This window comes from Paenibacillus glufosinatiresistens, from assembly GCF_031470375.1.
Lineage (GTDB): Bacteria > Bacillota > Bacilli > Paenibacillales > Paenibacillaceae > Paenibacillus_AQ > Paenibacillus_AQ glufosinatiresistens.
This window is the reverse complement of sequence record NZ_JAVFHT010000010.1, coordinates 87,828-107,845: the sequence shown is the minus strand read 5'-3', so window position 1 is coordinate 107,845 and position 20,018 is coordinate 87,828. Positions and strand designations below refer to the sequence as shown.

Here is a 20,018-nt window from a genome sequence, read left to right as displayed (position 1 = left end):
GCTGCATTTTGTTCACAAAAAGACCCCCTTGAGCCTTAGAGGCCACAAGGGGGTCTTCGTCATGCGCTGCCTGGGTCCTGGGATTATTGACCCACGGACATCGGGTGCTCGATGACTTTGTCGACGAGACCGTAAGCGGCAGCGTCCTCCGCGCTCATGAAATAGTCGCGGTCTGTATCCTTCTCGATGCGCTCCAGCGACTGGCCGGAACGTTCGGCCAGAATGCGGTTCAGCTTGTCGCGCATCTTCAGGATGCGGCGGGCGCGGATTTCAATATCCGAAGCCTGGCCTTGGGCGCCGCCGAGCGGCTGGTGAATCATAATCTCGCTGTTGGGCAGCGCGTAGCGCTTGCCGATCGCGCCGGCCGTCAGCAGGAAGGCGCCCATGGAAGCGGCCATGCCGACGCAGATGGTGGATACGTCCGGCTTGATGTACTGCATCGTATCGAAGATCGCCATGCCGGCGGTGATGGAGCCGCCGGGACTGTTGATGTACAGGGAAATATCCTTATCCGGATCCTCCGCCGCCAGGAACAGCATCTGGGCAATAATGGAGTTGGCCACCACATCATTGACTTCGGTACCGAGGAAGATGATGCGGTCCTTCAGCAGACGGGAGTAGATGTCGTAAGCCCGCTCGCCGCGGTTGCTCTGTTCAACGACCATTGGAATATAACTCATTTTCGGATAACCTCCTTTGAATTGAACGGCTTAGGATACTGCTTTACCACATGATAACCAAATTAAAACAAAAAGTCAAAGAAAGTCAAACTCGGACCGAAAAAAGAGCCGCTAAGCGGCTCTCTGGTTAATTCGTGGTACGATGGTTAATTACAAGTATGTCTTGCTGTTCCTGTATAATCTAGAAGTTAATGGCGCGCCCGCCAAGAATCGAACTTGGATCTCAGGCTTCGGAGGCCTACGTCATATCCATTGGACCACGGGCGCAACAGAACTTATTATAGATCAACATCAGGAAGAATGCAAGTCATATGTCCAAATTTATGTGACCGGGCCCTGCGGCGCGGCCGGACAGGCTGATGCCTTTTTCGTCTGCTGCATAAGAAGATAGAGACGGGCGAATTCTAGACGGGAGCACTTGCACTCGGTGGAAGTTTTGGGTAGAATACAAGTGGGACTTAAAACGTTAACCCGGGACGTTTTGAGACCATATAGAGAAGGGGAAGAGAGAAACCGCAGGAGTGAAAGCATGCGTAACCTATTAGAGATCCAAAAGCAGCTTCTGCCTGATCTAATGGAGACCCTCAAACGGCGGTATACGATTCTGCACCAGATTCTGCTGTCCGACATCATCGGACGACGGACGCTGGCCGCATCCCTCGATATGACCGAGCGGGTGCTGCGGGCGGAGACGGATCTGCTCAAAGCCCAGGGGCTGATCGAGATTGAGAGCGTCGGCATGCGCATCAGCGAAGCCGGCCGCGAACTGCTTGATCTGATGGAGCCCATCGCCAAGAGCCTGTTCGGCCTTGACGAACTGGAAGAGCTGATTCGCCGAGAGTACGGCTTGTCCAAGCTGGTCATTGTACCGGGAGATTGCGATGCTTCTCCGGTAACCAAGCGGGAGTTGGGACGCGCTGGCGCCAAGGCGCTGCTGAGCGTGCTGAAGCCCGGCGATACGGTTGCCGTAACGGGCGGTTCCACGCTCGCGGAGATGGCGGATCAATTAACGGCGCCCATTGCGCCGACTTTTCAGAAGACCTGGTTCGTACCGGCACGCGGAGGGCTTGGAGAGAGCATGGAGATCCAGGCCAACACCATTGCCTCCACCATGGCCAAGAGGGTGGGTGCGAATTACCGGCTGCTGCATGTCCCGGATCTGCTGGGAGAGGACGCTTATCAGTCCCTGGCCCATGATCCGAATATCGGCGAGATTGTGCACACGATCCGGCATTCCCGAATCATCGTGCACGGCATCGGCGATGCTATGGAGATGACGCGCCGGCGCAAGCTCGGAGAAGACGCGATTGCGGCTATCCGAACGGCGGGAGCCGTAGCCGAGTCGTTCGGCTACTATTTCAATGAATCGGGCGAAGTGGTGCACACGATGCTGACGATGGGACTCCGCCTGGAGGACATCATCCGCACCGAAGTGGTCATCGGCATCGCCGGAGGCAAGCGCAAGGCCAAAGCCATTCACGCCATGCTCCGGTTCGGCCGCGAGAACATTCTTGTGATCGACGAAGCCGCCGCCATGGAAATCGGACGCGAAATCGAAGCCGCCCGCAGCGCGGGAGACGCCGTTTCCACATAATGGCGAGCATTAGCCCTCATCATGCGTTATACTTAACCTGTTGTCTTGACAGGCCTCAACCGTCTGTCTTGAATAAATAAATGATACTTAGGAGGAACTATTCAATGACTGTAAAAGTAGGTATCAACGGATTCGGACGTATCGGCCGCCTTGCTTTCCGCCGTATTCAAGAAGTGGAAGGCATCGAAGTAGTAGCTATCAACGACCTGACCGATGCCAAAATGCTGGCGCACCTGCTCAAATATGATACAACGCAAGGCAAATTCCAGGGCGAAGTTGAAGTTCATGACGGCTTCTTCAAAGTAAACGGCAAGGAAGTTAAAGTCCTGGCTAACCGCAATCCGGAAGAACTGCCTTGGGGCGACCTGGGCGTTGACATCGTTCTGGAATGCACAGGCTTCTTCACTTCCAAGGAAAAAGCCGAGCTGCACCTGAAGGGCGGCGCCAAGAAAGTGGTTATCTCCGCTCCGGCTACCGGCGACATGAAGACCGTTGTATACAACGTCAACCATGACATCCTCGACGGTTCCGAGACGGTTATCTCCGGCGCATCCTGCACCACGAACTGCCTGGCTCCTATGGCCAAGGTTCTGAACGACAAGTTCGGCGTTGTAGAAGGCCTGATGACAACGATCCACGCCTACACCGGCGACCAGAACACGCTGGACGCTCCGCATGCCAAGGGCGACTTCAGACGTGCCCGTGCCGCTGCCGAGAACATCGTGCCGAACACGACTGGCGCTGCCAAGGCAATCGGCCTTGTTATTCCTGAACTGAAAGGCAAGCTGGACGGCGCTGCTCAGCGCGTACCGGTACCGACTGGCTCCCTGACCGAGCTGGTATCCGTTCTGAACAAGACGGTAACCGTTGACGAAATCAACGCTGCCATGAAGGAAGCTTCCGATCCGGACACTTACGGCTACACAGAAGACGAAATCGTATCTTCCGACATCAAGGGCATGACTTACGGCTCCCTGTTCGACGCTACACAGACTAAGGTTCTGACTGTAGGCGACAAGCAGCTCGTGAAGACTGTGGCTTGGTACGACAACGAAATGTCCTACACGGCACAGCTCGTTCGTACGCTGGAATACTTCGCCAAAATGATTAAATAATTTCGCAAGCCACTATAGTCCATTCATAGAGCGGAAACGGGATTCGCAGTTTCCGCTCTTTTACGAGTGTTCGATTTGAACCTATTATGCGTGTGTGGAGGATAGATCATGAACAAGAAAAGTGTCCGTGATGTTGAAGTTAACGGCAAGCGCGTATTCGTGCGCGTCGATTTCAATGTGCCGCTCGAAGACGGCAAGATTACCGACGATACCCGTATCCGCGAAACGCTGCCGACGATCAAGTACCTGATCGAGAACGGCGCGAAGGTAATTCTGGCGAGCCATCTGGGCCGTCCGAAAGGCCAATTCGTTGATTCCATGCGTCTGACGCCAGCCGCTGAACGCCTGTCCGAGCTGCTGGGCAAACCGGTAGCCAAGGCCGATGAAGCGATCGGCGACGCCGTCAAGGCGAAGATCGCCGAACTGAAGAACGGCGACGTGCTCGTGCTTGAGAACGTCCGGTTCTACCCGGGCGAAGAGAAGAACGATCCGGAGCTGGCCAAGCAGTTCGCCGAGCTCGCCGATCTGTTCGTCAACGACGCCTTTGGCGCCGCTCACCGCGCCCATGCTTCGACAGAAGGCATCGCGCACTTCCTGCCGGCTGTATCCGGCCTGCTGATGGAGAAGGAACTGTCCGTACTGGGCAAAGCGCTCTCCAATCCGGAGCGTCCGTTCACGGCAATCATCGGCGGTTCCAAGGTTAAGGACAAAATCGACGTCATCGACAACCTGCTGACGCTGGCTGACAATGTTCTGATCGGCGGCGGCCTGTCCTATACCTTCACTAAAGCACAGGGTTACGAAATCGGCAATTCGCTCGTGGACAACGATAAGATCGACGCTGTTCTGGGCTTCATCGAGAAGGCCGAGAAGCTGGGCAAGAAGCTGCTGCTGCCGGTTGACGTTCTGGTAGCCGACAAGTTCGGCGCAGACGCCAATACGCAGATTGTAGACGCTACTGCCATTCCGGAAGGCTGGGAAGGCCTGGACATCGGGCCGAAGACACGTGAAATCTACGCCGATGTCATCAAGAACTCCAAGCTGATCGTCTGGAACGGGCCGATGGGCGTATTTGAAATTGATAAATTCGCAGAAGGCACCAAGGCGGTTGCGCAGGCTTGCGCGACAACCGAAGGCTACACGGTTATCGGTGGCGGCGACTCTGCTGCGGCAGCCGAGAAGTTCCACCTGGCCGACCAGATGGATCATATCTCCACCGGCGGCGGAGCATCGCTCGAATTCATGGAAGGCAAGGCTCTTCCTGGCGTAGTAGCGCTGAACGACAAGTAAGACGATAGAGGGAGGCAAGCTTGCCATGAGCAGAACACCAATTATCGCGGGCAACTGGAAGATGTTCAAGACCGTTCCGGAAGCCGAGAGTTTTGTAGCGGAAGTCAAAGGCAAGGCGGAAGTGGAGGGCGTTGAGACCGTAATCTGCGCGCCGTTCACCAACCTGCCGGCTCTGACAGCCGCCGTGAAAGGCACAACGATCAAAATCGGCGCACAGAACCTGCATTTCGAGGACAATGGCGCTTATACCGGCGAAATCAGCGGCGTGATGCTGAAGGATCTGGGCGTAGAGTATGTTATCATCGGACACTCCGAGCGCCGGGCTTACTTCGGCGAGACCGACGAAATCGTCAATAAGAAAATGCACGCTGCCTTCCGGCACGGCCTGACTCCGATTGTCTGCGTCGGCGAGAAGCTGGAAGAACGCGAAGCCGACCAGACGAAGGAAGTCTGCAAGGTACAGACCGAAGGCGCCTTCCAGGGCCTGAGCAAGGAACAGGCTGCGCAGACGGTTATCGCGTATGAACCGATCTGGGCAATCGGCACAGGCAAGTCGTCGACTTCCGCCGATGCCAACGAAGTAATCGCCTATATCCGCAGCCTGATTAAAGACCTGTACGACGAAGCGACGGCCGATGCCATCCGTATCCAGTACGGCGGCAGCGTGAAGCCGGAGAACGTAACCGAGTACATGGGTATGAGCGACATCGACGGAGCACTCGTCGGCGGCGCCAGCCTGCAGCCTGCTTCCTTCGTGCAACTGGTTGAGGGGGCGAAGTAATGTCCGCTCCAAAACCGGTAGCTCTGATTATCATGGACGGCTTTGGCCTGCGGGGAACGACGGAAGGCAATGCCGTCGCCCAAGCCAACAAGCCGAACTATGACCGTTATCTGAAGCAGTATCCGAACACGACGCTGACCGCATGCGGCGAAGCCGTCGGTCTTCCGGAAGGCCAGATGGGCAACTCCGAAGTCGGCCACCTGAACATCGGGGCCGGACGGATTGTGTATCAGGATTTGACGATGATCGACAAGTCGATCCGCGACGGCGAGTTCTTCGAGAACGACACGCTGGTAGCGGCTGTGCGGAACGCGAAGGATAACGGCAAGAAGCTGCACCTGTTCGGACTGCTGTCCGACGGCGGCGTTCACAGCCATATCAATCATCTGTTCGCCATGCTGGACCTGGCCAAGAAAGAAGGACTGAGCGATGTCTACATCCACGCCTTCATGGACGGCCGCGACGTGGCTCCGGACAGCGGACAGAAATATATCCAGGCGCTGATCGCCAAGATCGAGGAAATCGGAGTAGGGCGCATCGCAACCGTGTCCGGCCGCTACTTCGCGATGGACCGCGACAAGCGCTGGGAACGCGTCGAGAAGGCTTACCGCGCCATCGTAGACGGCGAAGGCCTGAAGTACACCGACGCGCTGTCGGCAATTACGGCGTCTTACCAGAACTCCGTCTATGACGAGTTCCTGGAGCCGTCCGTCATTACCGATGAAGCCGGCAACCCGACGGCAACCGTGGAGAGCGGCGATTCCGTCGTCTTCATCAACTTCCGTCCGGACCGGGCGATTCAGCTGTCCCAGGTATTCACACAGCCGGACTTCGCAGGGTTTGACCGCGGAGCGAAGTTCCCGCAGGGCCTGCATTTTGTCTGCATGACGACTTATAGTGAAACGGTGGTCGGCTATGTCGCCTTCCCTCCGAAGAACCTGGTCAACACGCTGGGCGAAGTGCTGGTTCAGCAAGGGAAGAAGCAGCTTCGCATTGCGGAGACCGAGAAGTATCCGCACGTGACGTTCTTCTTCAGCGGCGGACGCGATGTGGAACTGCCGGGCGAGACCCGCATTCTTATCAATTCGCCGAAGGTGGCAACCTATGACATGAAGCCGGAGATGAGCGCCTACGAAGTGGCTGCGGCCTGCGTAGCCGAGATCGAAGCCGACCGTCAGGACGCCATCATTCTGAACTTCGCCAACCCCGACATGGTCGGTCACTCCGGTATGCTGGAGCCGACGATCAAGGCGGTTGAAGTAACCGACGAGTGCGTAGGCAAAGTGGTGGATGCCGTTACCGCCAAGGGCGGGGTCGTTATCATCATCGCCGACCACGGCAACGCCGATATGGTCTTCGACGAAGAAGGACGTCCGTTCACGGCGCATACGACGAACCCGGTTCCGTTCATCGTGACCGACGAGAACGTCATCCTGCGCGAACACGGCATTCTGGCTGACGTGGCCCCGACCTTCCTGGATCTGATGGGTCTGCCGCAGCCGGCCGAGATGACCGGCCAGTCCATGATTGCAAGACGCAAGTAAGCACAGCAGCAATTCCCATTACGCATACAAAGGAGAATGAATTGAAATGACCATTATTTCCGACGTATATGCACGCGAGGTCCTCGACTCCCGCGGCAACCCTACCGTTGAAGTTGACGTATATCTGGAATCCGGCGCCAAGGGCCGCGCCATCGTACCTTCGGGCGCTTCCACTGGCGCTCACGAAGCCGTTGAGCTTCGCGACGACGACAAGTCCCGCTACCTGGGCAAAGGCGTTCTGAACGCCGTTAAGAACGTGAACGAGATCATCGCCCCTGAAGTGATCGGCATGGACGCCCTGGATCAGCTGGGCATCGACAAAGCCATGATCGCGCTGGACGGAACGCCGAACAAAGGCAAGCTGGGCGCCAACGCCATCCTGGCCGTATCCATGGCCGTAGCCCGCGCAGCTGCCGCTGCTCTGGACGTGCCGCTGTATGTATACCTGGGCGGATTCAACGCCAAGCAGCTTCCGGTTCCGATGATGAACATCGTGAACGGCGGCGCACACGCCGACAACAACGTCGACGTACAGGAATTCATGGTTCTGCCGGTTGGCGCACCAAGCTTCAAGGAAGCCCTGCGTACAGGCGCTGAAATCTTCCACAACCTGAAATCCGTACTGAAGGCCAAAGGCCTGAACACGGCAGTAGGCGACGAAGGCGGCTTCGCTCCGAACTTCTCGTCCAATGAAGATGCCCTGTCCTCCATCATGGAAGCCATCGAGAAAGCCGGCTACAAGCCAGGCGTCGACGTATTCCTGGGCATGGACGTGGCTTCCACCGAGTTCTTCAAGGATGGCAAGTACCACCTCGAAGGCGAAGGCAAGTCCTTCACACCTGCTGAATTCGTTGACCTGCTCTCTTCGTGGGTTGATAAGTACCCGATCATCACGATCGAAGACGGCTGCTCCGAAGACGACTGGGAAGGTTGGAAGCTGCTGACCGAGAAGCTGGGGGGCAAGATCCAGCTCGTAGGCGACGACCTGTTCGTAACGAACACCGAGCGTCTGTCCAAGGGTATCGAAGAAGGCATCGGCAACTCGATCCTGATCAAGGTCAACCAGATCGGTACGCTGACTGAAACCTTCGACGCCATCGAAATGGCGAAGCGCGCCGGTTACACGGCTGTTGTATCGCACCGTTCGGGCGAATCCGAAGACAGCACCATTGCCGACATCGCGGTTGCTACCAACGCCGGCCAGATCAAGACGGGTGCTCCTTCCCGTACAGACCGTATCGCCAAGTACAACCAGCTGCTTCGCATCGAAGACGAACTGGGCGAACTGGCTCAATACAACGGCCTGAAGTCCTTCTACAACCTCAAGAGATAATCGGTTCTGCCGGGCAGATTCTGCCGCAGATTCGTGATCTTTGACCGCTCCGGCCTAAGGCCGGAGCGGTTTTTTTGCTTCGGGGAGGGCATTCCGGGTTAAGAGACCGGCGCGATTCCATATCCCAGGAATAGGTTGTCATCGCTTTCGGGCTATGATAAAATAAGAATGCTGTTTGTGTGACGTGAATTCCAATTCTCATAGATAGTGATGCTTGAGTAGGGGGTGGAAGAAATGGAAATTTTCATGAAGGTGCTGCTTCTCATTTTCTCGATCGGCTTGATTACGGTGGTTCTGCTGCAGAAGGGCAAGAGCGCCGGGCTGTCGGGTGCCATCTCCGGCGGCGCTGAGCATCTGTTCGGCAAATCGAAGGCGCGCGGCATGGAACTGGTGCTTCAGCGTATTACGGTTGGTCTGGCGGCCGGATTCTTCATCCTGTCGATCGTTGTAGCTATTCTTACCGACTAAACAGATATTGGACGATCTAAACCTTCGCTCTGTGATGGAGCGGAGGTTTTTTTGATAACAGCGGCGTTCCGGTCATGGTGCGGCAGGATCGTTCCGGCAGGGATGCCGGGGATTAATTTCGTGTATACTAGGGTATGAAGTAGTAATGGAGAAATATACATACAGCCGGGCCCTCGTGCCGCGGCGGCCGAGGTGACTTGTCAAGTGATAACCCAAGACCATTTGCTTGCTTTTATGCGGGAGACCGCTTATAAACCGATGACCTACGACGAGTTCGTCCTGCATCTGAATCTTGTAGGCAGCGAGGAATTGCGGGAATTCGAGGAACTGCTGCGGGTCCTGGAACAGGAAGGCCGGGTCGTGCTGACACGGACGGGGCGCTACGGCGTGCCCGAGCGGATGGATCTGCTCCGCGGGCGGCTTCAGGCCCACGCCAAAGGCTTTGCCTTTCTGATTCCGGACGACCGGGAGCACCCGGACGTCTACATTAATGCCAATGACATCAAAGGCGCGATGAACGGCGACATGGTGCTCGTGCGGGTAACCTCCCGCAGTCCTTCCGGCGGCCGAATGGAGGGCGAAGTGGTGCGGATTGTGCGCCGGGGCGTGCAGCAGACGGTAGGCACCTTCCAGAGCTTCGAGACGTACGGATTCGTGCTGCCGGACGACAAGCGGATCAACCGCGACATCTTCGTGCCGAAGGAATCGTTCCACGGGGCGGTGGACGGCGAGAAGGTCGTTGTTCGGATTGTGCATTATCCGGAAGGGAGAGCTGCGGCCGAGGGCGAGATTATTGAAATTCTGGGGCATAAGGATGACCCCGGAGTGGACATTCTGTCCGTAATCCGCAAGCACCAGCTTCCGGAGGGCTTCTCCGACGAAGTCATGGCGGAAGCGAACGCGGCTCCCGACTCGATTACCGAAGAAGAGATTATCCAGCAGGGACGGCGCGATCTGCGCGGCCTGAACATTGTTACCATCGACGGGGAAGACGCCAAGGACCTCGACGATGCCGTGAACGTGCAGCTGCTGGACAACGGCCATTATAAGCTGGGCGTTCATATTGCGGACGTCAGCTATTATGTGCGCGAGAATTCCGAGCTGGACAAGGAGGCGTATGCCCGCGGCTGCTCCGTCTACCTGGTAGACCGCGTGATTCCGATGCTGCCGCACCGCTTGTCCAACGGCATTTGCAGTCTTAACCCGCAGGTGGACCGGCTGACGATGTCCTGCGAGATGGAATTCAACGAGCAGATGAAGGTCGTAAAGCACGATATTTTTACAAGCGTAATCCGTACCAAGGAGCGCATGACGTATACGAATGTCCGCAAAATCCTCGAGGGCGAGGACCCGGAGCTGCTGGAGCGCTACGCTCCGCTGGTCAATGATTTCAAGCTCATGAAGGAGCTTGCCATGAAGCTGCGCGACGCGCGGATGCGCCGCGGTGCGGTGGACTTTGACTTCCAGGAGAGCAAGATCATCGTCGACGAGAACGGCAAGGCGGTCGATATCGTCAAGCGCGAGCGTTCGGTGGCCGAGCAGATTATCGAAGAGTTCATGCTGGCGGCGAACGAGACGGTCGCCGAGCATTTTCACTGGCTGAAGGTGCCGTTCCTGTACCGGATTCACGAAGACCCGGACCCCGAGAAGCTGCAGAACTTCATGGCGTTCGCGGCCAACTTCGGCTACCAGGTGAAGGGCCGCGGCAACTCGGTGCATCCCCGGGCGCTGCAGAAGCTGCTGGAGGACATCCAGGGCACCAAAGAGCAGACCGTTATCAGCACGATGATGCTGCGCTCCATGAAGCAGGCGAAGTACGATGCGGAGAGCACCGGCCACTTCGGACTGGCCGCGGAATTCTATTCGCACTTTACCTCGCCGATCCGGCGCTATCCCGACCTTGTTATCCACCGGGTAATGCGCGAGGTGCTGGAAGGCGGAGGCGCGCTCTCCGAGAAGCGCCAGGAGTACCTTGCGAGCCGGATGCCGGACATTGCCCAGCAGTCGTCCGAGCGCGAACGCGTCGCCGTCGAGGCGGAGCGGGATACGGAGCAGCTCAAGAAAGCCGAGTACATGCTCGACAAGGTAGGCGAGGAATTCGATGCCATGGTCAGCAGCGTAACGAACTTCGGCATGTTCGTCGAACTCGACAATACGGTGGAAGGCCTGATCCGGCTCAGTCATCTGACGGATGACTATTACCATTTTGACGAGACCCATATGGCGCTGATCGGCGAGCGGACGTCCAAAGTGTTCCGCATCGGCGACGAAGTGAAGATCCGCGTCGCCAAGGTGAACATGGACGACCATACGATCGACTTCGAGCTGGTCGATATGAAGCCCCGCCAGGCAGGGGAACGCCGGGGCGGAGGCTTCGGCGGCCGCCCGGGCAAGAAGGGCGGCAAGGGCGGCCGCGCCGGCTCCGCAGGCGCGGCTCAGGGCGGCGGCCCCGGCAAAGCGGGCCGCGGCAAAGGCAAGCCCGGCAGCGCCGGGCGGCCGGGCGGCAGTGAGGCCGCCGGTGCCCGCGGCGGCCAAGGCGGCGGCCCGCGCGGCGAAGCCGCGGGCCAGGGCGCCGCGCGCGGCAAGCGCGGCAAGGGACGCGGGCCCGGCGAGGATGCGCGCCGGGCGCACACGGCCCTGACGGAGCGCTCCGGCGGGCGCGCTCCGGGCGGAGCCGAAGCCGGCGGTCCCGGCATCCGCTTCAGCTTCGGCTCCGGCAAGGGCGGCTACGGCGCTCCTTCGGAAGGCGCCGGCGGAAGCGCCGCTGACGCCATCAGCGGCGACACGAAGTTCCGCAGCCGGGAGGACCTCGGCGGCGATTACGGCGGCGGCCGGTCCGGCAAGGGCCGCCGGAAGAAGAACACGCCAAGCGGCGTGTTCATCAGCCCGGATGTGACGCCGGGCGGCGGGGAAGGCCGCAAGCGGAAGCGCAAGAAATAGCGCCGGGACGCAGGCGGAATCCCTGGGCGCCGCAGCGGCGCCCAGGGATTCCTTGCGCGGGCAAAGGCGCTTTTGATACAATAAAGACCGGCGCCCGCACACGGCGGGCGCCCTTATTTTGTCAACCGGGGAGTGATGGTCATGGGCAAGAAAGCGGAGGGCAAAGTCCTCGTCCAGAACAAAAAGGCTTCCCATGATTACTTTATTGAAGATACGTATGAAGCGGGCATGGTGCTGACCGGAACCGAGATCAAGTCGCTGCGCAACGGCCGCGCCAACATCGGGGACGCGTTCGCTACGATCCGCGGCGGCGAGGTGTTCGTGCACAACCTGCACATCAGCCCGTTCGAGCAGGGCAACCGCGCCAACCCGGACGATCCGACCCGCACGCGCAAGCTGCTCCTGCACAAGGGCCAGATTGCCAAGCTGCTCGGCCAGTCGAAGCAGGAAGGCTACACGATTGTCCCGCTGAAGATCTACGTCCGCAACGGCTATGCGAAGCTGCTGCTTGGCCTGGGCAAGGGCAAGAAGCAGTACGACAAACGCGACGCAGCCGCCAAACGCGATGCCCAGCGCGACATTCAGCGCGCGCTGCGGGAGAAGCAGAAGATCGCCCGCTGACCGGCGGACCGACCCGTCAGCCAAAGATGAAGGAACAGCAGGATACCGACTACAAAGACAGGCCATTTCCCGATGTCACGCATCGGCGGAAATGGCCTGTCTGGCGCTGGGCCGAATCGGTCATTCCCCGACCCTTCCGGGCCGCCGGGAACGGCAGCCCGAGGAGAACGCTGGCAGCGGCAGGGCCGCCTATAGGGAAGGCGCCGGTTCGGCTTGTTCAAGCCGATGGAGCCGCTTCAGCAGCTTTTTGAGCATAACGGAGGCTTTGACCTGAAGCGGCAGGCTGTCGGCGACGGTAAGCGTATAGGCGCGGTTCAATATGGCCTGCTTCAGCTCGGCCGCCGTATGGCAGGGATGCTGCAATTCATTGTATACACTGCCGTACTGGAGGCACTGGTGCGTATCGCTCCCGGCGGTTACAGGCTTGCCCAACCCGGCGGCCAGGCGCTCGACCTGCTCCCGGTTGGCCGCGGCTCCGTATTCGTACAGGTCCTTGGCGTTCAGATCGAAGGCATCGAGCCGCATCAACTGCTCTCTCTTCAAATGATGAAGCGGCGTCGATTGCCGGAAAGGATGCGCGCCGATGCGCAGCAGAGGAGTGGCCTCGGTCATCGCCATCAGTTCGTCGAAAGGAATGAAGCAGCCCTTCTCCGTATAAGGCTCGAGGCCGCGGCGGACCTCCAGAATATGCTCCTTGCGCCCAATGAGCAGGATATGTCCATTCTCCCGGATATCGACTTCCATACCGGGGAAGATCTTCAGCGAACCTGCTTCGTAATACTCCCCGTTGAAGGGGTACATCCGGTCGAGCGATTCGTACACGTCATGGAAATGGCGGGTATTGAAGTGTTCGGTCAGAGCCAGGGCGTCCAGCCCGCTCCCTGCCGCTTCGGCGGCCATTTCTTCATAATAGGCCGGCGAGAAATCGGTGGCCTTGGATAATTTGGCATGGGTATGCAGATCAATGCGCATGAAATCGTCTCCTTGTTTTAATGTGGTTTATCCAATTCGGTCCAGACCGAACAGGACGGCTGTATAGAGCGCTGATCCGCCGAGGAACAGAACATCATGCCTGCGCAGCCGGAGATGGGCGAGCTTCAGCTTCTTGGCGGCGGGATTCTTCATGCCGTAAGAGAAGCCGCGCGTCTCCAAGGCTTCTACGGTCGTCCGGGAGCGTTTTGCCGTCGCCAGCATCAGGGGGAAGAAGGCGTACACCAGCAGTCTTACATAGTGAACCGCATACCGCCAGTAGAGAAGACCGGGCCGTTCCGGCACCCGGCCGCGCAGCCGGTAGGAGAGCAGCACGTTGCGGAACTCCTCGAACAGCACCGGCAGAATGCGATAGCCGTAGGACAGGCTGAAGGAGAAGGCCGCCGGCATGCCGAGCGCCAGCAGGCCGTCGCTGATCTTCTCGGGGTCCATCCCCGAGAAGACGGTAATGCTGGCCAGGGACACCACCGAGAGCTTGAGGGTCAGCTTCAGCAGCGGCAGGGCGGAGGAGACATCGCCGCCAAAGAACAGCGAGAGCAGGAACAGCCATCCGACCTGGCCGATCAGACCGAGCGCCAGAATGAACAGAATGAACGGCGAGACGCGCGAGAGAGCGGTAGTCAGTATCATCAGCAGACATAATCCCGCAAGAACCGTCATGCTGCCGATGAACCAGGGGACCACGGCAAAGAAGAGATACCAGATCAGCAGACCCCTCGGGTCAAGCCGGGACAGAGACGCATGTCCGCTGCCGTAGGCGGTATTCATCAGTTCCAGCTGAATGCGGTCCAACGAGATGCGGTCAAACCAGCTGCGGACAAGCTGCATGGCCGTTCTCCTCCTTTTCTTGAATTTGCATCCGGCGGAGCCGTTCGGCCAGAGCAGCCGGAGAGCTGCTGACCGGATAAAGGCCCAGCGCAGCCGACAGCTCCATGCTCTGGGTCAGAGCAAGCCCGGCCCGGCCGATCAGACCGGAATCGGCAAAAATCTCCGCAGCCGTCCCATCGGCGGTAATCTCCCCCTGATGCATGACGATGACCCGGGTGGCCCATTCGTTGACAAGCTGCATGTCATGCGTGGCGATGATGACCGTCCGTACATGCTGCTCCAGTTCCCGGAGTATGCCCAGCAGTTCCTCCCGGGTCGCCATATCCAGATTGGCGGTCGGTTCGTCGAGCAGCATGACGGCAGGCCGGACGGCCGAGCCGATCGCAAGCGACACCCGGCGCTGCTGGCCGCCGGACAGGAGACGGGCATCGCGCTCCTGAAGCGGTCCGAGCCGGAAGCTGCGGAGCATGTGATCCACCGTCTTCCCGGGCTCGGCATAACCGCGGCTGTCCAGGCAGTAGGCGATTTCCTTGCGGACGCTGTCTTCGATGAACATATCTTCCGGGTTCTGAAAAATATATGCGACCTCCCGCGACAGCCGCTCCAGCGTGAGGGTGCGGGTATCCTGACCCAGCACCTCAACTGCTCCGGACGAAGGCCGGGCGATTCCGGCAATCAGCTTCATGAGCGAGGATTTGCCGGCGCCGTTGCTGCCGACCAGGGCAACGCGTTCCCCTTCGCCGATGCGGAGCGTCACCCCGTGCAGGACAGGCTGTACCTGCTTGCGGATCGAGCGGTAGCCCAGCGATACGCGCTCCAGCCGGATGACGGCCGCTTCACCTTGGGCAGGGCCGGAAGCATCGGGCCCTGTCAGGAGCCCCTTAACGGATCCTGACACGAAGCCCGCCCCAGGCTCTGCCGCAGACCCTGGCTCCGACTGTGGGAAGGCCGCCGTCTTCGGCATCTTTGGCACCGATAGAGCTGCCTGCATCCCGGCGGCAGCCGGGGGACCGGCCGGAAGCAGGCGGCTGAAGTATGCGGCCGCCTCTTCCACGGTAACCGGGTACGGTTCCCGCGCCGTCCCGGCGGCCTCCGGTTGGAGCGCTGCAAGTCTGGCTGCCGTCCGGGTTACTTCAGGCGGCTGGATGCCGAGCCGCTCCAGATCTTGCAGACGGTTCAGCGCTTCGGCCACAGGAAGCTGCCATACGACCCGGCCCTGCTCCATCAGGCAGACGTCCTGGCAGTAATCGGCGATAAACTCCGTATGGTGTTCAATGACGATCACGGTTCGGCCGTGAATCGTGTGGATGCGTCGCAGCACGTCGTAGACCTGGCGGGCATGCCGGGGGTCCAGTTGGGAGACCGGCTCATCGACAATCAGGATGCCGGGCTCCAGGGCCAGCGCGCCGGCCAGCGCGAGCAGATGCTTTTGCCCGCCGCTGAGCTCCCAGATGTAGCGGTCCTCGAGGCCGGCCAATCCGCACAGATCAAGCGCGCGCAGCGCCCGCTCCCGGTAATCGGCGAGCCCGTAGTTCATCGGAGCGAAGCAGGCCTCATCCAGCACGGTCGGACGGACCAGCTGATTCTCAAAATCCTGATACACATAGCCCACCATCCGGGAGAGCTCGGCCACGCTCCGGCCTGCGGCATCCTCTCCGTTAATTCGGACTTCCCCCGAGAACTCCCCGGAATAATAGTGGGGAATGAGCCCGTTGAACAGCTTGCAGAGCGTAGACTTGCCGCAGCCGTTGCCGCCGATAATGGCGGTGAAGCTGCCTCGTTCGACGGTCAGGGACGCCCCGTTCAGCACCGCATGCCCGGAGCCGGGGTAACTGAAGGTCACTCCGCATATTTCAGCCGCATAGGGAGAGGATGGCGTCTGGTCGGCCGGATTAACGCGCATAAGGCATACCCTCCGTGTCGGCTCCGGTTCTGGAACTGCGGGCCCGCTTCAGGCGCAGCAGGAGCACAGTCCCGGCGGCGACGGCTGCGGCTGCTCCGATGCTGATCCAGACCGCACCGCTTTGGCCGGCCCAGCCGCTCTCCCACTCCCCGATATTCCAATCGGTCTCGGAGAGCAATTCAGCGCCGAACGCGGCGAGCGCAAGGGCGAGCCCGAGGATCACGATCTTGGGCGTGAGCACGCCCGCGCCTTCGTAACGGGTGGACCGGTCGCGCGGGCGGATGCCGAGCAGCGGCTCGATTTTGCCGTACAGACGGGGAACCAGATAGAGCGTAGGCAGCAGCGCAAAAAGAATGCCGGAGAAGAGAACATCGTTCAGAAAGCCTACGCCTTCGACGATCACGACGCTCTCGGCCAGTCCGGGTACAGCTTCAAATTCCTCTACCCCGATCCAGACCTTGCCGATGTCGATCAGGCTGCTGCACAGCTGATGCAGGACGACGCCCGTCATCGCAGCGATTCCGACCTGCATGCGGCTCAGCGGGTTGCGCACCATCCGGCCGGCGATGTACATGGCCAGCGAGAAGGTCAGGAACTTCTCCAGCTCGCCCAGACCGCCGAATTGGCCGAGCATCAGCTCGCCGAAGATGATCTCGCCCAGCGCCGCACCGACCGCGGCATACAGCGGATGGAACAGGATGCAGAGGGTGAGCGGGATGAAGGCGAAATACTCGACGGACAGTTCTACCGGCCCGATGCGCAGCTCGGGAATCAGCTCGGTGAACATGTTGGACAGGCCGTACAGCGACATGGACAGGACGAAGATCATCATTTTCTGCGAAGACGTCAGGGTGTAGAGGGTTCGGGTGCTACTCTTCATGGACATCAGCCTCCTTCTTGGGTTGCTTACAGGTTCAGTCTAGGGGGGAACTATTAAGCGAGGCGGGAGGGTTTGTCAACGTATTGTAATAAATTTTACATATTGAAAGAGATGAAATAAAATTTACATAACAAATCGCGGGTATGCTGAAGCCATCGCGGAGACTCTAAAAGGAAAGAAGGAAGCTGCGCCATGCCGTCCAGTTCAGGCCGGATCTTTTCGGAGCAGGCCGGTTTTACACCCGGGGAGCGGAAGATTGCCGCTTTCATTGAGAACCATGCCGATGAAGTGCTGTTCCTGACCGAGCAAGCGCTGGCCGACCGGATCGGCACCAGCATCGCTACCGTGTCCCGGTTCTGGCGTTCAGCGGGGTATGACAGCGGGAAGGACTTCCGGCGGAAGCTGCGGGTCGCCTCGGCCCACACGCCGGCGGTGAAGCTGGAGACAACCATCTCCCGCATGGACCCGGACAGCTTGCCGCTTCACACGCTGGAGCAGTCCATTCTCCATCTGCGGGAGACGGCGGCGCAGATTGCGCCGGGGCAATTGGAGAAAGCCGCGGCGCTGCTGGCCGGAGCCAACCTCATCTACCTTCATGCTCCGGGACCGGCTGCGGCGCTCGGCGAGCTGCTTCGCTACCGCCTGTCCCGGTTCGGGTTGACGGTACGCCTGATGCCGGCGAGCGGTCACGAGCTGCTGGAGCCGCTGGCCCATGTCCAGGCCGGAGATGCCGTCCTGCTCTTCAATTTCACCCGTCTGCTGCCCGAGACTGAGGTCATTCTCGATTATGTGAAGGAGAAAGGCTGCCCCGCAGTCATGATAACCGACCGGGAGGAATTCCGGGACGGCGCTTCGGTAAAAGCTTCCTTTTACGTCCGGCGGGGTGAACGGGGTGAATTCCATTCCATGGTGGCGCCGCTGCTGCTGGTGGAGCAGATCATCCTGAGCATCGGACTGTCGATGAAGGAGCAAGTGCTGTCCAGGCTGGGGCACCTGGGGAAGCTGCGGGCCAAATATGCCGACAGATTGCCGCGCGGCAGGGCTTGAAGAGCAGAAGTGGCAGGGGATGGCACCATTTCCTTGAGGATCTATCCCTTTTTACCGCCATTTGTGATATACTCTGTATGTAAGACTTAGCGCTTCAATGTCAGCACCGTTCTTGCCGGACGGCCTGCTTGATCCGAAGCTGCCCTTTCTAATGAGGGGCCGTTCTTGGATTCGACGGGGGTAGTTCGAGCATGGGTAGCGAGTAGTGGGGACGCGTCCGCTTCATCAACGCTAAAGCCAATTAAACGGCAAACAAAACAACAACTACGCTTTCGCAGCTTAATAACCTGTGAGCGTGCTTCTACCCTGCATCGCCCATGTGACAGGGATAGGGGCTAACAAGTAGTGGGATACGCTGTCTGGTCTCCGCCTGGGGTCAGCAGAAGAAGATAATCAGGCTGACCCGAAGGGGACCCGGTTACGGGGGGCTTCTAGGGTGACATCAAAACCGTGACTACACTCGTAGAAGCTTGTGTGGCGTTGCCTTCGGACAGGGGTTCGACTCCCCTCGGCTCCATATGGAGTAAAGTGAAAGACACCTTCTAAGGTGTCTTTTTTCGTTTTCACGGTTATTTTGGACTATACGTAGTGGTTGAAAAGCTTGCTATGATGCGATTTCTGGAGCTTACTGTTAATGGATGCAGTGAGTTTCAGCTATACGGAGACAGGAGGTTTTGGCTGCTACGTAACTAGTGATACGATTGCTCCCTTCACCGTGCGTTTTTGTCGTTCATCCCCATCATCTGCACTTGGACTACCTAAAGGCTACTTCTGAATTAGCCCTCAAAGCCTCCAGAGCTTCTCAGACATTCAGTTACTCTGCTGCATATAATTTGTGTTTACAGTAATTCAAACGACAGCCTGATTTAATCTGAGCGGTATTACGTATCTTTGCAAGGTTCAGAACCCTTGAAAAATGATATAATAATAATGAATGGAGCTGATGCCGATGGAACTGCTGGACCCGCGTGTGGACTTTGTATTTAAACGGATATTTGGCAGCGAGAACAATAAAGATGTGCTGCTGGCTTTTCTTAACCGCATCTTCACCGAAGCTGGCGAGCCGCCGCTGACAGAGATCATCCTGATGAATCCCTATACGGATAAAGATGATCCACTCGACAAACAGTCCATCTTTGATGTTTATGCCAAGACGGCTGAGGGTAAGTTGATAGACATTGAGATGCAATTGTTCAACAAATACGATATCGAGAAGCGAACGCTGTTCTACTGGAGCAAGCGATACGCCAGTCAGCTTCAGGAAGGCGAGAAGTATCAGGAACTGAAGAAGTGCGTCACCATTAACATTTTGAACTATGCCTTCTTATCGAATGACGAGTACCATAATATATTTCATCTCCGCGAAGACCGAACATTGATACCACTGCTTGACGATATTGAGGTCCATTTTTTGGAGCTGCCAAAGTTGGATGATGTGATCCCATCAAACGGTGGATTGGAGAACTGGCTGTTGTTCCTCAAGGGCGTAGATACAACCCATTGGGAGGTGCTGAAGATGAATGAACCGGGATTGGAAAAGGCGATGGATACCTTGCAATACTTGAGCCAGGATTCAGAGGCCAGACGTTTGTATGAGGCTAGACAGAAGTATTTGCATGACGAGGCTTCTATGCTGGGTAGTGCGGAAATGGCAGGCATAAAAAAAGTAGCTACAAACATGCTTGGCTTGAATCTGGACATAACGACTATTATAAAAGCTACTGGATTAACAGAGCAAGAGATCGAGGCTTTGAGAAAATAAAGAATGTGATTGCATCCTATGAAAAAAAATCCCTTTTGTAGTACCGTCTAAAATGATAACCGTTGTTATAAGTGATTAACTAATAAAAAAAGCCACCATACAGAAGGTGGCTTTTTTTACTTTGTCTTGAAAAATACATACATTATTTCAATCCACAGATAAAAGTATCTGACCTATATACGCTTTAAGCATAGTATAGACATTATATTTTTTCAATAGAATAACTCTAATATATTACTTCA

The 20,018-nt window shown here is 57.9% G+C and carries 16 protein-coding genes, 1 tRNA gene and 1 other RNA gene; 12 read left to right on the top strand and 6 right to left on the bottom strand.

Going from position 1 to position 20,018, the window contains the following annotated elements; translation table 11 throughout:
• Window positions 1-83 precede the first annotated feature (83 nt).
• Together clpP and RBI05_RS12415 are read right to left on the bottom strand one after the other, a co-directional pair.
• Complete coding sequence (gene clpP / locus RBI05_RS12420) at window positions 84-680, bottom strand: ATP-dependent Clp endopeptidase proteolytic subunit ClpP (protein ID WP_310551340.1); 597 nt, start codon at window positions 678-680, stop codon at window positions 84-86.
• A gap of 192 nt (window positions 681-872) precedes the next feature.
• Window positions 873-947, bottom strand: a tRNA-Arg gene (locus RBI05_RS12415).
• 262 nt (window positions 948-1,209) lie between these two features.
• On the opposite strand from RBI05_RS12415, the gene RBI05_RS12410 reads away from it, so the two are divergent.
• From RBI05_RS12410 to smpB, 9 genes are all read left to right on the top strand, one after another.
• Window positions 1,210-2,274 (top strand): sugar-binding transcriptional regulator, encoded by a 1,065-nt coding sequence (locus RBI05_RS12410; RefSeq protein WP_150458717.1) that lies wholly within the window; start codon window positions 1,210-1,212, stop codon window positions 2,272-2,274.
• A 104-nt stretch (window positions 2,275-2,378) separates the two neighbouring features.
• Window positions 2,379-3,389 (top strand): type I glyceraldehyde-3-phosphate dehydrogenase, encoded by a 1,011-nt coding sequence (gap, locus tag RBI05_RS12405; protein ID WP_150458718.1) that lies wholly within the window; start codon window positions 2,379-2,381, stop codon window positions 3,387-3,389.
• Between the two features lie 108 nt (window positions 3,390-3,497).
• On the top strand, window positions 3,498-4,679 hold the full coding sequence (locus RBI05_RS12400) for a phosphoglycerate kinase (RefSeq protein ID WP_150458719.1): 1,182 nt from the start codon (window positions 3,498-3,500) through the stop codon (window positions 4,677-4,679).
• A 25-nt stretch (window positions 4,680-4,704) separates the two neighbouring features.
• The gene (gene tpiA, locus RBI05_RS12395; RefSeq protein WP_310551339.1) at window positions 4,705-5,460 is read left to right on the top strand and encodes a triose-phosphate isomerase; all 756 of its coding nucleotides are present in this window, start codon (window positions 4,705-4,707) and stop codon (window positions 5,458-5,460) included.
• Window positions 5,460-7,004 (top strand): 2,3-bisphosphoglycerate-independent phosphoglycerate mutase, encoded by a 1,545-nt coding sequence (gene gpmI, locus RBI05_RS12390; protein ID WP_150458721.1) that lies wholly within the window; start codon window positions 5,460-5,462, stop codon window positions 7,002-7,004. The genes tpiA and gpmI overlap by 1 nt, the downstream gene beginning before the upstream one ends.
• Before the next feature lie 46 nt (window positions 7,005-7,050).
• Entirely contained in the window at window positions 7,051-8,337 is a 1,287-nt protein-coding gene (gene eno / locus RBI05_RS12385; protein WP_150458722.1) for a phosphopyruvate hydratase, read from the top strand.
• A gap of 234 nt (window positions 8,338-8,571) precedes the next feature.
• Window positions 8,572-8,805: a preprotein translocase subunit SecG gene (secG, locus tag RBI05_RS12380; protein ID WP_150458723.1), complete on the top strand. Its 234-nt coding sequence runs from the start codon at window positions 8,572-8,574 to the stop codon at window positions 8,803-8,805.
• A 204-nt stretch (window positions 8,806-9,009) separates the two neighbouring features.
• Window positions 9,010-11,745, top strand: a complete 2,736-nt coding sequence (rnr, locus tag RBI05_RS12375) for a ribonuclease R (protein WP_310551338.1) — start codon at window positions 9,010-9,012, stop codon at window positions 11,743-11,745.
• Between the two features lie 141 nt (window positions 11,746-11,886).
• A complete protein-coding gene (smpB, locus tag RBI05_RS12370; RefSeq protein ID WP_150458725.1) occupies window positions 11,887-12,366 on the top strand; it encodes an SsrA-binding protein SmpB in 480 nt (159 codons plus the stop codon).
• Between the two features lie 189 nt (window positions 12,367-12,555).
• Here the strand turns inward: smpB and RBI05_RS12365 are convergent, their stop codons facing one another.
• The 4 genes from RBI05_RS12365 to RBI05_RS12350 are packed head-to-tail and all read right to left on the bottom strand — an operon-like array spanning window position 12,556 to window position 16,967.
• Window positions 12,556-13,338 (bottom strand): PHP domain-containing protein, encoded by a 783-nt coding sequence (locus RBI05_RS12365; RefSeq protein WP_310551337.1) that lies wholly within the window; start codon window positions 13,336-13,338, stop codon window positions 12,556-12,558.
• A gap of 27 nt (window positions 13,339-13,365) precedes the next feature.
• Entirely contained in the window at window positions 13,366-14,184 is an 819-nt protein-coding gene (locus RBI05_RS12360; RefSeq protein ID WP_310551336.1) for an energy-coupling factor transporter transmembrane component T family protein, read from the bottom strand.
• Window positions 14,159-16,087 carry an ABC transporter ATP-binding protein gene (locus RBI05_RS12355; protein WP_310551335.1) on the bottom strand — a complete coding sequence of 643 codons (1,929 nt, stop codon included), beginning with the start codon at window positions 16,085-16,087 and terminating at the stop codon, window positions 14,159-14,161. The genes RBI05_RS12360 and RBI05_RS12355 overlap by 26 nt, the downstream gene beginning before the upstream one ends.
• The gene (locus tag RBI05_RS12350) at window positions 16,077-16,967 is read right to left on the bottom strand and encodes a cell division protein FtsQ (protein ID WP_310551334.1); all 891 of its coding nucleotides are present in this window, start codon (window positions 16,965-16,967) and stop codon (window positions 16,077-16,079) included. The genes RBI05_RS12355 and RBI05_RS12350 overlap by 11 nt, the downstream gene beginning before the upstream one ends.
• Before the next feature lie 192 nt (window positions 16,968-17,159).
• Here RBI05_RS12350 and RBI05_RS12345 point away from each other — a divergent pair, with 192 nt between their 5' ends.
• The 3 genes from RBI05_RS12345 to RBI05_RS12335 all read left to right on the top strand — a co-directional run bounded on the left by RBI05_RS12345 (window position 17,160) and on the right by RBI05_RS12335 (window position 19,776).
• Window positions 17,160-18,014 carry a MurR/RpiR family transcriptional regulator gene (locus RBI05_RS12345; protein WP_310551333.1) on the top strand — a complete coding sequence of 285 codons (855 nt, stop codon included), beginning with the start codon at window positions 17,160-17,162 and terminating at the stop codon, window positions 18,012-18,014.
• Between the two features lie 155 nt (window positions 18,015-18,169).
• Window positions 18,170-18,534, top strand: a transfer-messenger RNA (tmRNA) gene (gene ssrA, locus RBI05_RS12340).
• 429 nt (window positions 18,535-18,963) lie between these two features.
• Entirely contained in the window at window positions 18,964-19,776 is an 813-nt protein-coding gene (locus tag RBI05_RS12335) for an Rpn family recombination-promoting nuclease/putative transposase (RefSeq protein ID WP_223879885.1), read from the top strand.
• Window positions 19,777-20,018 lie beyond the last annotated feature (242 nt).